Consider the following 12,426-nt stretch of genomic DNA (forward strand, 5'->3'; position numbering starts at 1 on the left):
CACCGTAAAACCTTGTGCTACTCCAAATCCCTTGAGATGTTGAAATGTTCACTCCGTTTGCTGCTTCACTATTTGAAGTATCGAGCTATTCCTCTACCTACTTAACCATTACGCTTTCAGCAACGCCGAAAAGTGAATCAACTTTAATGAGGGAAATCTCTTAAAGAACTGCACTATCCCCTTCTCCCCACTCGCAGGCTAGCGACAGTAATAAACCTCTAACGTTAGAAGTAAGCACTGATAAGGCTTTACTCCGACTTCTCCTCCGACACCATCTTCTCTCTCAATGCCTGCTCCAGGTTATGACGCTCAATTAGCGCCCGATTTTCTGCTTTATTCAGCCAGTCTTCCAACGCTTCGGTCAGGACATCACTCAAATTCCAATCCTTACCGCTATTTTTGAGCGGGACGATCGCCCGTATCAAAAAATCGATGCGAGGTGGGATGTAGGCACGAAAAAGCCTTGGCTTCTCTTCTTCAGGCACACTAAGCACACAGTAAATCTCAAGTCATTCTGCCATAGTCGATTTTCAGGCAGACAAAAATGACTTAGTGCATTTATGCATAAATGCATAAATGTGGTATTTTTGAATCAAGAGCTTCTTGGAGGTCTCAAGCAGATTCCATGAGGTTCCCCTTCGCCCTCTCATTCCCTTTCATCACTATGAAAATCAGCCGAGTTGAAATGAATAGAACAGCTTTGTTTAAGGTTAGTAGTCACGCCATCGCACTGAAATCTGTTCAAGGAGGAAGCAAAACATGCAGTTTCTTCGCTCCATCCCAACGGTTTTTCTAGTTGCCATCAGTATCTTGTTCTTTACGGCTGCACCAGCCGCCGCTGCTCGTGGTCCCGATCCCTGTGAAGGGCGCGATCGCGGTACAGGCATCAACCGCGAAGAACTAAGCAGCTTGATTAATCAGACATTTCCCATACCGATCAACAACCTGAACACCATCTTGAGCGAGTCCCCCACCTGCTGGATTAACCAAAGTGGAGCTGCTTATCGCGCCAAGTGGGACCCGCAGAGTTTACTCATTGTTCTTGTAATCGATCGGACAGATAGAACTGCTGTGACCTATGATTTCTACTTTATTGGCCAATAAGGGTAATAGGTACAATACAGGGGCACAGCCTTACTCGTGCGATTAGCTATGAAACTGCGAGAACTCAAAGAGCGGGTATTTGAAGAGTGGAAAGATCACTGCTGGTTTAAGCGGTCGGTCATTCAGCCTGAGCTGTTTAAGGCAGAAATCAGGAAAGACTTTGGCGATCTTCGCCGTAAAGTTACTTGGGAAAAGGCACTTTGCCGGTTTCGGGCGCTCAACGCCAAAATTGGCTTAGTCGATGCCTACACGCTCATCCTCTCCACCTTCAATTTCACTCCCGACGATTGGGACTACGAGTACCGCCACCAGATCGTTGAAGAGTTTCTCATGCTCCCTAACGGACTGGAGCTAATCAAGCTCGGTTTAGAGCAATTGCTATCGGTAGACTTTACATCAGAGGAAAGAGGTAAGGCTCATGGGTTTTTTGAACTGGTTCGGACAGCAACCAGAGGAGAACTCTCAGGAATCACAACTAAGTCTCCTCGGCAACTCGCAGCCCGTGCGAGGGCGAGTTGATGGAAAGACGGTCAGAAAGGATTTTACGCAAACGGTTCAAGATAAGGGCGGCGACAAGAGAACCCAAGCCCATGCCACAGAGAAGATGACGCGATCGCTTTTTGGGTGCAGCACCGAAGAACTCTATCAGGAAACTGGCGGCAGAGAAGGCGATCGCACAACGCTCCCCCAGGATGCTCAGACCGCTTACATTGTTGGTGAAACTGCTGCGACTCATAGACTCAAAGCAACGCCAATCGAAGGAAACAGATCTCAGAAACACGTTCAGATTGTAGATACGGTTGAAGATGCGTCCAAAGACGTGAAGGGCATCTTCCCCTGGAATTGGTAGAAGTTTTCTCCCTATTCCTATTCTTTTTCAAGCTAAGGCTAAGAGATCATGCAGGGTAAAGCATACAGAACCTTTGACTCTCTATGCCCCTGCATGGCTCCGATCACTGGCGCTGTACTTCCTAATACTCCGATGGCAGAAACAGTACTCCCTGTTGGTAGTACAGCTTCAAGCTTTGGAGCGGAAAGTCTGTGAAAGGAATCTCCTGGGTGACAGCAACATCTCCCTGGTCTCGCTCACACATTAGTCGTGCGGAGCGATCGGGGTTTACTGTCAGTGTCCAGAACTGGATGCCCTGAAGCATCGGGTCGTCCCGGATGCGCGGGTCATTCTGCCAGGAGGCGATCGCATCAATTAATCAGTAGGCCCCACCACGTTCAGCGACGTAGCGAACGCCCTCGGTATAGCGAACGTTAAACCCTGGATGGTGGTAGAGCGCCTCGCTGCCAATAAATTGGGCGAGATCTCCTTCCGTAAGCGGAGTAGTGGGTTGAGTCATAGGGGGATAACCGTGTGAAGTTTACTCCCTAAAGGTGTTTTGCGTTCACCCTTCAGAGCCACCCTGGAAACCTTCTCGCTTGAAAACCGTAGAAGCTTTACCCAGCATGGTCTCTTGCCTTGAAGCAATCTCTTCTACCCGTGCCCTAAAAGTACGGACAGAGTAATAATTTTGAGTTGATGCTTTCAAGCATTATTTCAGTACGAATAGCAAGAAGCCCTTTCCCCGCTTCGGTAGGATAGTGGGTACTCCAAGGTGTCAAGAGTTCGCTTCGCTGCTCCGTTGTCGCACTCTTGACACCTTGGGGTCTCTCCCACATTCAGAGAAGCGTCGGGAAAAAGGCAAAAAATGTTTCATATCCCTTACTAGCTTCCTGCACTGGCCTGATAGATAGCGCTGAAGCTGAAGCAAAATTTCTCTTGACTCGCTCGTGATGCTCCTAGTACGCAAAGAGTGTGTTCTATCTCTACACCGAACACAGCTACTCGTAAGGAGAAAGGTTTTTATGAGCGTTGAAACTCTTGACGTGATTGTTACGGTTTTGATGTGGACAGTCTTTTGGTTTGGAGTGGTTTATGTAGGTGGGGGTTCTTTGCTCTACGCTTGGGATCGCAGTAGCACAAATGCTCATGCTGCGTGTGCGGTTCCTGTGAAGAGTTCAGTTGCTTCAATCCCCTTGTCCTTCACTCAGGAAAGTGCAGAGCAGTTTTTTGTAGGAAGTGGATCAGTGCCCGTTTTTGATTTCTGGCAGGATAGTCAGAGTTATCGAGATCCAAGCTATCTAAACTTGTGGAGCCTTCCTGCTACAGATGGGGCAGTTACGATCGGTTGGAATTCGGCAGCATTGTTTGACCAAGTTTCAACTGAGCAGCGAGAGGGCACAGCGGAACAAAAAGAGTTTGTGCTCAACCTTAAAGGGATGAAGGTCTATACGCTTCACAAAAAAAAGGCTGTGCTCATGAAGGATCTGCCATTTCAGGTACCAGAAAGGATTCAACGGCGAAAGTTACGAGGTGAAGATGCGGTGTATCTTCGCGATCTTGAGACTTTTACGACCGTAGTCGGTTAAAATGAAAACCCTTTGGCGGCAGGGAAAAAGGGAAGACTGGCCGCCACCTTGATCACGATTTTTTAGAAGTCGCTGTGGTTCACAGTACTATCTAGCGACTGTTCTAATTAATGGTTCTAAAGTCAATAATAAGGCAATAGTAAAATTTGTCTTATTGAATGCGCTTCATACGAAATAACGCTACACAATAGTTGAATTAGTTTCTTGATCACTCCCTGCTTTACACAGATAGCTCCCTTCCTTACTGGGTAAAACAACATGGCAGCTAAGCCTTAGTAAGCTGCTAACAATTTCAGACAGCTGGACGTAAGCAATTCAATGAAAAGGGGCTCCTTTGCATTTTGTCTTTCCTATCCATGTTAACTAGCGAACAAATTCAGTTGGAGATTCAAAACCGATTCGGTTTTATTCCTCCCTTTTTTAGTCCAGCCCAACATAGTCCACGAATTCTAAGCTATCTCTGGCACCAAACTCTCTTTGCTTACATTGAGAATCCGCTCCCTGCTCTATTTAAAGAAAAACTCTCTGCCTATCTTTCGCGCTTCTGTACAATTCCCTACTGCATGATTTGTCACAGTTGTACCTTAAGACCTTTAGGTATGCAGGCACAGGAGGTACTGGCACTACTAGAGTCACCACCTCCATCTGAGGTGAATCTTGAGGAACATCTCAACGTTTTGCAGTGTGAAAGAGAACTAACACTTCGTTTAGAACCAGGTTCAGCACTCGAAGCTAGTTTGTTAGCGTGCTGCACTTCTATCTTCCTAAAACCAGAAGTATCTGAATCTTGTCGAAGAGAGTTACTCCGTCTATTAGGGCCTCTGAATTACGAGCATCTCATTGCCTTAATTGCTTACGTAAAAACTTGTCACATGTGGGTCGAAGCTCATCCTGAGATAGCGTATGAAGCAGATAAACGAGTTACAGAGCACCTTGGGTTACTACTACACGAAGAGCCTCGATTAGCTGAGTTTTTTGCTAATTACAAAGAGCGAGTACGGCAAGAATTCCAAAGACAACGTCAACAGCAAGCTGCGCTACCGCCAAATCGGCGTAATGACACTGCCAGTCAGCAGATCACAAGCATCTTTGAAAGCATAACTGATGTTTTCTTTTCGCTTGATCATCAATGGCAATTTACTTATCTCAACGGACATGCAGAGCAATTCTTTCTAAGCAATCGAGCTGCCTTAATTGGTAAGAATATTTGGGAGCTTTCAAACTCATCGATTTTGCTTCCATATCGACAGCAGTGTTATGACGCTCTGACGCAACAAGTCAGTACTACCGTTGAAGTATTTTGTGATTCTCTTAATACCTGGTTTGAAGCTCGTATCTATCCAACCCAGTACGGACTCTCGATATATCTTCAAGACATTACACCTCGAAAGCAAAAGGAAGATAAGCTACAAGCATACATGGCTCAAATAGAGCAAGCATTGAAATTTGACTCAATGCTAAAGCGCATTACTGACAAGGTTCGTGACAGTTTGGATGAAAGTCAGATTTTGACAACTGTTGTTCGAGAATTAGCTCTTGGGCTAGAGGTAGATGGTTGCGATACGGCTCTCTACGATCTTGAACAAGGTACCTCAACTGTCTATTATGAATACTGTCCCTCGTTACCTTCTAAGCAAGGAAGCGTACTGCTCATAACAGATCATCTTGAGCTTCATAATCAGTTTCTTCAAGGTCAAAGCCTCCAGTTCTGCTTGCTATCTTCTAGCCCCGTTTGGTTAGGTCAAAATCGTTCCATTTTCGGCTGTCCTATTTCTGATGAACACGGCGTTCTTGGTGATCTATGGCTATATACTCACCCAAACTATATCTTCAGTGACCCAGAGATTCGATTAGTACAGCAAATATCGAATCAATGCGCGATCGCTATTCGCCAAGCTCGACTCTACCAAGCAGCTCAAGTGCAGGTGGAAAACTTAGAGAAACTGAACCAACTCAAAGATGATTTCCTCAGTACCGTTTCTCATGAACTGCGAGCACCAATGGCAAACATTAAGATGGCAATCCACATGCTCAAAGTGCCTTCAACTCAAGAGCAGCGGGAGCGTTATCTGAAAATTTTAGAAACGGAATGTAAACGGGAGACGGAATTAATCAATAACCTTCTTGATTTACAACAGCTAGAAGCAGATGCGCTTCCCCTTTCATTTGAAACACTGCATCTGCAAAACTGGCTACCTTCAGTCATTGAACCGTTTCAAGTACGTGCCAGTGAGTGTCAGCAAAGTTTGATATTCAATTGGTCTGGTAACTTACCCCCTCTGTTTTCACATCCTCCCAGTCTGGAACGAATCCTCGTTGAATTACTGAATAACGCTTGTAAATATACCGCTGCTGGAGGAAAGATTGCGTTGAATGTTATTCATGCTCCCTACTCCGGTGACAATTTGTCTAATAGCTTATCCGCAATTGTTTTTACAATAGGCAATCAATCTGAAATTCCTGTAGCAGAGTTGCCTTACATCTTTGATAAATTCTATCGAATACCTCAAGCAGATCCTTGGCAGCAACGAGGAACTGGACTAGGGCTTGCTTTAGTTCAGAAGTTAGTAGAGAGATTAGCAGGAAGTATTGAAGTTACAAGCAACAACGAATGGACTGAATTTACTCTTCGATTCTTCGGAAATCAAAGCTGATTCTTGTTCAGAGGTTAAATAAGGCTCTCATAGTTTTTCCACCAAGTAATTTGCGTTCAAAGTAAAGATAGTAAAGGATACTTACATCGATCAAAAATTGCTGCTTGACTCAGGTACAATGCTTACGCATTGATTTCAGAAGTAAAACTGCCATGAAGTTGCCGAGAAATCTTCAGCTTTTGTCGCGCCGACAGTCTCTTCGGCTTATAGCTGGTGCTACGACTGGTCTTATTTTACATAGCTGTGCTCAATCTACTGAAACGGATTCATCTCAAGCAGAAGTAGTCTCAGCATCTATTGGAATTACTTCTTGGATTGGAAATACACCGCTTCACATTGCTCAGGAGAAAGGATTCTTTGAAGAGCAGGGGCTTCGATTAGATGCAAAGGTCTTTAGCACTATTTTGGATGCTTTTCCTGCGTTTGAAGCTGGGCACTTAGATGGATTAAATCCTGTAACGACAGAAGCTGTTTTACTTACCTCACGAGGGGTAGATTATCGAGTCGTTTTAGTTTGCGATACTTCAGTTGGAGCCGATGGAATCTTAGCTCGTAATAGTGTTGCTAGTATTAAAGATTTCAAAGGAAGGCAAGTTGCTGTCCAAAAAGGTGGAGTTGGGCACTTCTTTGTGCTTCAAGTTTTAGAGGATGTAGGCTTAAGCAGCAACGATATTACTGTTATCGATGTACCTCCCGATACAGCGGCAGTAGCTTATCAATCCGGTGAGGTAGAAATTGCCTACACCTTTTCACCTTATATGGAAGAAGCAAATGCTGCCCAGAGCGATGGACGTATCATTTATACCTCTGCTGAAAAACCTGGTGCGATCGCTGACCTGTACATCTTCAAAACACAATTTGTTGAGAACCAAGCGAAAGCTACAGAAGCTTTTGTAAGAGGCATCCTTAAAGGCTTAGATTTCTTAGCTCAAAATCCCGAAGAAGGATTAGCAATCGCGAGTAAAGAGTTGGGTATTACACCTTCTGAACTGGAGGCTCAGTTAAAAGGTTTAGAACTACCGGATTTGCAAACTAATTTAGCGATGCTAAGCGATTTCGACAGCGATCTGTATCTTCAAAATGGAATGGAGAACTTAGCTAATTTCTTGAAGAGTAACAACGAAATTCAAGAGACTCCAGACCTTTCTCAAGTGCTAGAGCCCCGCTTTGTTGAATCGGTTGGTGCTAGTTCCTAGAAATTTTGCTACAGAAACGATACCTAAAACTGTTTGATGCAGTATTAGAAGATTTTCTGAATCTGTTCTTTAATCTCGTCTAGGTCAATGTAGTGATCCGTCTACAAAGGCAGAAAGTTTCTGTCGAATAGAGCGGTTTTAGTGCAATTGTAAATTCTTAAAGCATTAATGAAGCCTGTATAAAGCTTTGAGATTTTTTCTTTCCTAAGGGAGACACTATATAGACCACCCTCTAGAGTTAAGTTGAAATTGAACTCTTTGGGGTTAACTATAGTGAATAAAATATATATTGAAGTTGTTGATACAGATTTTTTTCAGTTCTCAGTACCCGTATTTAAGATAGGGCAGAAGGTTAGAACATCTCAAGGTTCAACTGGCTACATTGTCGGTCTTGATTTCTACCCAGAAGCTAAAACTTGGGCGTACGGAGTCTATTTTACAGATGGGAAAACCCGGTTAATCGAGGAAGATTGGTTCAGTGCTGAGCAGATAGTTGCATCCGACTAGAAGGCATCAGTTTTTGTTCATTAGGAACATGTTTCGCACTTATGTTGCATATGTTATTTTAGGCTCAAGGTATTTTTGCCTGCTTACAGAGTTTCACCTGCTCGCTGCCGGTTTTGAGTCTTTGTACCTTTGTAGCCATGAAAGATACCTTCTTCAGATTAGCTTGCCGAATCAAGTCTTCAGATATCATAGCCAGAAGCGCTGATTATCATGACTTAGAAATCCTTGAACGCCAAGTCATAGCGCTCAATGCAGAACGAGGTCAGACTCATGAATACTTTGTTGAGAGAGTAAAACTCAATGCTTTAATGCCTTGGGAGGTCGTTGCACTAGCAGAACGAGGAATGATTAGCCTGGATCAGCTAGAACGGTATTCAAAGACAGATGCCTACCGCAGCCACACCACAAGCATCAAAGAATTGATTCAGAGAGTACAAGTCAAAGGACTTGAGCAGTCATAAGGCCGGAACCCCTCAGAGTACTCGCCGCTTCTTGGACATTTCCTTGTCGCCTATCTCTAAACCACATCGCCTGAAGGGGATAGTTGAATCTAAAGAAAACCTTAAGAACAGAAGACGGCGTTCTCATATAACTTACATTATCTTTACAGATGGCGAAGTTTCTTCGCAGTTGTTCAAACGGGGTTAGCTTTCATAAAGACCCTGACCATAGACTGCTATAAATACTTAGTGCAGTGCCAGTTCCAATCTAATAGGGGCTGGCATTGTGCTGTTAAATCTTGCTAGGAACCATCTCTAACGCAGCTTGCAGTAACACATCTGGGTCAACAGGCTTAGCCAAATGCTGCTGAAACCCTGCTGCAAGCGCTTGCTCTCGATCTGATTCTTTAGCATTAGCGGTCAGGGCGATCGCTGGCACCTGCCCTCCTTGCTCAACCGTCAACCCTCTGATTCGGCGAATTAGCATGTAACCATCTTCGTCAGGCATACTCACATTACTAACTAGAATGTGTGGTTGCCACTCCAGAACTGATTGGAATGCGTAATTAGCAGAGCTAACGGCTGCTATCTCTGCACCATAAACCTCAAATAAGAAAGCGAGAAACTGGAGATTGTCGCTATCATCATCTACGATTAGCACCTTCAAACCATCCAGCCTGAGATCACCATTGGGGGACATGGATCAGGAACCTTGATAGAAGTTGTGGGAAAAATTTGATATTCCCACAAAAACTTTGTCTTTCGTTAATCCTGCTTCACAAGTTTGAGAATCTCTTGAACTAGCTCATCCGGGTCTACTGGTTTAGGCATAAAATGCTGAAAACCTGATTGTATCGCTCCTTCAGCATCAACTTCCCTGGTGTAGGACGTTACAGCAATGGCTGGAAGTTCGCTCCACGCTCCTTCCAACTGCCTGATCTGTTCGATCAACCAACGTCCATCCTCTTGAGGAAGCCGAACATTGCTGACCAAGATGTCTGGTTGCCGTTGTCCCAACCTCGCTAGAGCTTCAATAGCAGAGGTGGCTAGGACAACCTCGGCTCCGTACTCCTCAAGAATGACCGTTAAAAGTTCAGCCATGTCAGGCTCATCCTCAACAAGAAGCACTGTCAGTCCTGCCAAAAGCGCTTTGTGTGGGAGAGCCTTATCTCCTGTACTTTTCATAGTCGTATCAGAGAACACAACTGCTTCATGAAGACTTATCAAGCGGTTTCTTGTCTCTCCCATGCGATAGATATCGCAAAAGCTGAGTTAGCAATTGTGTCACAGTCTGGAGAGTGATCGCTTTAGTATCCCTTATGACAGAAGGTATTTCACTCTCGCCCTTGTATAGCAGACGAGAAAATTTTGTGCTTAAACCATTAGACCCTGATGAGTCAGTTCAAGAAATTCTTAGGCTTGCTGGGGAATTAGAACATGGAAAGAGCGAAAACGATCCCTAACCCATGATTCTCCTAAGAAAGACTCAGCGATTTGTTTCTAAACTGGTAGAACTATATCTGAGAAGCCAATGCATCCGTAGAATGTCTGGAGTTGAAGATGCCCTTCATCATCTCTTGACTGCCCACAACCCGCCAAGACTCGATTCATGCGAAAACGATGATAGTTCTTAAACATTTGAAGCAAATCGATGAAGCAATCTTCTGTTTCGCCGTATCGAGAGTTAAGAGTTTGATCCAGTTGATGAAGGTTATGCCAGGGGCATTGCATCATGATGTGATGGGCATTGTGGTAGCCACAGTTCAAAAGTAAGAAGTTGAGCCATACGTAACGATGAGAGAGTACGTAAGAGAACGTATTTGCTTGTTCGTAGTCTTGGTCACGCTTTGGTGCAATTTCATCCGGTCTAAACGTTTCGTAAGTATGGAAAAAAGCACCTGTAAACTGAGTGACAACATGCATTCCCGTGTAAGACAGAAAATAAAGTATTACAGCTTTGGGAGATAGTATTCCTAGTGCAGTAAACATCGTCCCTCTAAGCAACAGAAGTACTACGACCCTCAGCCGTTCATCATGTCGTTGAGGATTCCAAAAGGGTGCTGTCAACGCTCGCCACTGCAATAGAAAAGCAATAGCTGGAAAGTACAACCCTTCCAATAGCAGAATGAGTCTTCGAGCAACTGTAGGAAGCTTTTGAATAAGATCCTCAACATCAACAGTGGAAAATTCAGCATGTTTTACGTGATGGGCAATATGCCACCGTTTGAGCTCCCGAAACCGAGCGTAGCAGCCGCCATTTAACCAAAGTACAATGTTGCCAGCGATAGTGTTGGCTTGCCTCTTCTTAAAAACCGAATCGTGCATGAATTCATGCGCCCAAAAAACAGTCAATGCGAGGCTATAGGTTAGCAGGAAGACTCCTAATCCGTTCAGCCAAGCATTTGCAGATAGAAGTAAAGCGGTACCACCGTAATAGCCGCATAGGGTACCAGTCAGAGCGATCGCATTCCACAGCGGTTTTCTACAGAGGTAAACGGTTGCATCTAAATCTGTCAGAGAAGAGAGCATAGTGCTACCTCAGTTACTCAACGTTTAACTTGGAGTTAAGAAAATTAGATGAAGTCAAAAGAATATTTTAGAGTAAGGAATGACAATCAGTTTCAATTTGGTATGGGGAGTTAGACTTGACGATTCCTCTGCCAAATTAGGGGATGTTTTGAGGTTTAATAATCAGGATGGGTTCAAAGTTCCCAACAGCGCAGCGATAATCACAGCAACTTACAAAAATTGCTCTTTTATTATTTCCCGTTGGACTGGCTTAGCAATTCAAAAAACTGGCTGTAAAAAGATTTGAACCGCTGAGAGCCTTACAGGATAGGAGTGAATGAGTCAAAATTTGTAATCTCCTATAATATAGAGTCGCTGACACAGTGGGTCAGCGCTGTCATTACAAGCAGGCTATTCTAAATGGCTCCCATTCGCGTTACTCTCATTGAAGATCATGACCTCACCCGGATGGGACTCCGAACAATGCTCAGTCAGCAGGATGACCTTGAGGTAATCGGAGAAGCTGCAAGTGGTCCTGAAGGTCTGAAATTGCTGCTGAGAGCTAAACCAGATGTTGCCATCGTAGACATTAATCTCCCCGGTATTGATGGAATTGAGTTGGTACGCCAGTTCAGGGAATCGCTGACTGATGAGCTACCTGATGCGGCTCAAACAAAAGTGTTGATGTTGACGATGCAGGATAATGAAGCAGATGTCCTCGCTGCCTTTGCCGCTGGAGCAGATTCCTACTGCATGAAGAATGTGGATGCAGACCATCTGTTTCGAGCTGTTCAAAGCACCCATGAGGGCAATAACTGGATTGACCCAGCGATCGCCCGAGTTGTGTTAGACCATAACAGTCAAATTCAGGCAGAAATTGCAAGTACCGCTGCTCAACCTAACACCGTCGAGATTACAGCAGACACCGAACACATCGACATATTGGCAGTTGCTCCTCTTACTGATCGAGAGTTGGAGGTCCTCCAGCTCATTGTGGAAGGATGTAGCAATGCCGAAATTGGAGAACGGTGCTACATCACTGTTGGCACCGTTAAAACCCACGTTCGTAATATCTTAAATAAACTCAGTGTGGATGATCGAACTCAGGCAGCCGTGCGAGCGTTGCGGGGTGGGTTAGTAACTTAATTCGTTCATTGAATAATTGAACCGTAACCCTAGATAGCTTTAAGCCATGCCTCTATAGGCTTACGAAAGCCGTTTAATAGTCAAAATGCGGAGCGGCTCAAAAATTTAGAATTGATCACATGCTGCGCTTAGCAAGATTAACTGAGATCGCCTGATGGAATATGAATTTATAAGAACGACCAGTTCTGTAATAGTCCAAGCAAGGATAATTGCTTACTACCGTTTCTTCAGACTGTAAAATGCTTTTGACTATGAAATGACTATGAGAGCTAGCAACATACTGGGAAATCGTTGCCTGAGAAGGATTCCATTCGACTGCTTACTTCCTTCACACGGAAGGGGTCACTGGTTCAAATCCAGTATCGCCCATAGATTTTTCTCCTATCGCTGTCGTTCTTAACGATTAAGTATTAAGCTTGCAGCATTATTATCGCTTTTAGCTTAGAAAGCTGA

The 12,426-nt window shown here is 44.4% G+C and carries 13 protein-coding genes and 2 pseudogenes; 10 read left to right on the plus strand and 5 right to left on the minus strand.

The window, feature by feature from the left end; all coding sequences use genetic code 11:
* Nucleotides 1-105: pseudogene (locus H6F88_RS30065) on the plus strand (IS1 family transposase); the annotation flags it as partial.
* A gap of 143 nt (nucleotides 106-248) precedes the next feature.
* Here H6F88_RS30065 and H6F88_RS30070 read toward each other — a convergent pair.
* Complete coding sequence (locus tag H6F88_RS30070) at nucleotides 249-494, minus strand: hypothetical protein (RefSeq protein WP_190646505.1); 246 nt, start codon at nucleotides 492-494, stop codon at nucleotides 249-251.
* Nucleotides 495-759: 265 nt separating this feature from the next.
* Here H6F88_RS30070 and H6F88_RS30075 point away from each other — a divergent pair, with 265 nt between their 5' ends.
* The 3 genes from H6F88_RS30075 to H6F88_RS30085 are packed head-to-tail and all read left to right on the plus strand — an operon-like array spanning nucleotide 760 to nucleotide 1,954.
* Nucleotides 760-1,104, plus strand: a complete 345-nt coding sequence (locus H6F88_RS30075) for a hypothetical protein (RefSeq protein WP_190646506.1) — start codon at nucleotides 760-762, stop codon at nucleotides 1,102-1,104.
* Between the two features lie 48 nt (nucleotides 1,105-1,152).
* Nucleotides 1,153-1,623, plus strand: a complete 471-nt coding sequence (locus H6F88_RS30080; protein WP_190646507.1) for a hypothetical protein — start codon at nucleotides 1,153-1,155, stop codon at nucleotides 1,621-1,623.
* Nucleotides 1,607-1,954, plus strand: coding sequence for a hypothetical protein (locus tag H6F88_RS30085; protein WP_190646508.1), 348 nt, complete (start codon nucleotides 1,607-1,609; stop codon nucleotides 1,952-1,954). The genes H6F88_RS30080 and H6F88_RS30085 overlap by 17 nt, the downstream gene beginning before the upstream one ends.
* 121 nt (nucleotides 1,955-2,075) lie before the next feature.
* Here the strand turns inward: H6F88_RS30085 and H6F88_RS34735 are convergent.
* Nucleotides 2,076-2,453 (minus strand): annotated as a pseudogene (locus tag H6F88_RS34735) (DUF6876 family protein).
* 505 nt (nucleotides 2,454-2,958) lie between these two features.
* On the opposite strand from H6F88_RS34735, the gene H6F88_RS30100 reads away from it, so the two are divergent.
* The 5 genes from H6F88_RS30100 (at nucleotide 2,959) to H6F88_RS30120 (ending at nucleotide 8,340) form a co-directional block, all read left to right on the plus strand.
* On the plus strand, nucleotides 2,959-3,522 hold the full coding sequence (locus tag H6F88_RS30100; RefSeq protein WP_190646511.1) for a hypothetical protein: 564 nt from the start codon (nucleotides 2,959-2,961) through the stop codon (nucleotides 3,520-3,522).
* A 650-nt stretch (nucleotides 3,523-4,172) separates the two neighbouring features.
* Entirely contained in the window at nucleotides 4,173-6,176 is a 2,004-nt protein-coding gene (locus H6F88_RS34740; protein ID WP_190646512.1) for an ATP-binding protein, read from the plus strand.
* Between the two features lie 104 nt (nucleotides 6,177-6,280).
* The gene (locus H6F88_RS30110) at nucleotides 6,281-7,372 is read left to right on the plus strand and encodes an ABC transporter substrate-binding protein (protein WP_242050770.1); all 1,092 of its coding nucleotides are present in this window, start codon (nucleotides 6,281-6,283) and stop codon (nucleotides 7,370-7,372) included.
* A 243-nt stretch (nucleotides 7,373-7,615) separates the two neighbouring features.
* Complete coding sequence (locus tag H6F88_RS30115) at nucleotides 7,616-7,879, plus strand: hypothetical protein (protein WP_190646513.1); 264 nt, start codon at nucleotides 7,616-7,618, stop codon at nucleotides 7,877-7,879.
* 137 nt (nucleotides 7,880-8,016) lie between these two features.
* The gene (locus tag H6F88_RS30120; RefSeq protein WP_190646514.1) at nucleotides 8,017-8,340 is read left to right on the plus strand and encodes a hypothetical protein; all 324 of its coding nucleotides are present in this window, start codon (nucleotides 8,017-8,019) and stop codon (nucleotides 8,338-8,340) included.
* Nucleotides 8,341-8,611: 271 nt separating this feature from the next.
* On the opposite strand, the gene H6F88_RS30125 is transcribed toward H6F88_RS30120, so the two are convergent.
* The 3 genes from H6F88_RS30125 to H6F88_RS30135 all read right to left on the minus strand — a co-directional run bounded on the left by H6F88_RS30125 (nucleotide 8,612) and on the right by H6F88_RS30135 (nucleotide 10,848).
* Nucleotides 8,612-9,019 carry a response regulator gene (locus tag H6F88_RS30125; protein ID WP_190646515.1) on the minus strand — a complete coding sequence of 136 codons (408 nt, stop codon included), beginning with the start codon at nucleotides 9,017-9,019 and terminating at the stop codon, nucleotides 8,612-8,614.
* A gap of 65 nt (nucleotides 9,020-9,084) precedes the next feature.
* Nucleotides 9,085-9,567, minus strand: a complete 483-nt coding sequence (locus H6F88_RS30130) for a response regulator (protein WP_347277764.1) — start codon at nucleotides 9,565-9,567, stop codon at nucleotides 9,085-9,087.
* Nucleotides 9,568-9,819: 252 nt separating this feature from the next.
* On the minus strand, nucleotides 9,820-10,848 hold the full coding sequence (locus H6F88_RS30135; protein ID WP_190646517.1) for a fatty acid desaturase: 1,029 nt from the start codon (nucleotides 10,846-10,848) through the stop codon (nucleotides 9,820-9,822).
* Between the two features lie 399 nt (nucleotides 10,849-11,247).
* Here H6F88_RS30135 and H6F88_RS30140 point away from each other — a divergent pair, with 399 nt between their 5' ends.
* Nucleotides 11,248-11,973, plus strand: a complete 726-nt coding sequence (locus H6F88_RS30140; RefSeq protein WP_190646518.1) for a response regulator transcription factor — start codon at nucleotides 11,248-11,250, stop codon at nucleotides 11,971-11,973.
* Nucleotides 11,974-12,426: the final 453 nt, after the last annotated feature.

The sequence above is a fragment of the Oculatella sp. FACHB-28 genome (assembly GCF_014696015.1).
In the GTDB taxonomy this organism is placed as follows: domain Bacteria; phylum Cyanobacteriota; class Cyanobacteriia; order Elainellales; family Elainellaceae; genus JAAUTN01.

Coding starts and splice junctions, on each gene's coding strand:
- H6F88_RS30075 (WP_190646506.1), top strand. CDS start 760: ATGCAGTTTCTTCGCTCCATCCCAACGGTTTTTCTAGTTGCCATCAGT.
- H6F88_RS30080 (WP_190646507.1), top strand. CDS start 1,153: ATGAAACTGCGAGAACTCAAAGAGCGGGTATTTGAAGAGTGGAAAGAT.
- H6F88_RS30100 (WP_190646511.1), top strand. CDS start 2,959: ATGAGCGTTGAAACTCTTGACGTGATTGTTACGGTTTTGATGTGGACA.
- H6F88_RS30120 (WP_190646514.1), top strand. CDS start 8,017: ATGAAAGATACCTTCTTCAGATTAGCTTGCCGAATCAAGTCTTCAGAT.
- H6F88_RS30125 (WP_190646515.1), bottom strand. CDS start 9,019: ATGTCCCCCAATGGTGATCTCAGGCTGGATGGTTTGAAGGTGCTAATC.
- H6F88_RS30130 (WP_347277764.1), bottom strand. CDS start 9,567: ATGGGAGAGACAAGAAACCGCTTGATAAGTCTTCATGAAGCAGTTGTG.
- H6F88_RS30135 (WP_190646517.1), bottom strand. CDS start 10,848: ATGCTCTCTTCTCTGACAGATTTAGATGCAACCGTTTACCTCTGTAGA.
- H6F88_RS30140 (WP_190646518.1), top strand. CDS start 11,248: ATGGCTCCCATTCGCGTTACTCTCATTGAAGATCATGACCTCACCCGG.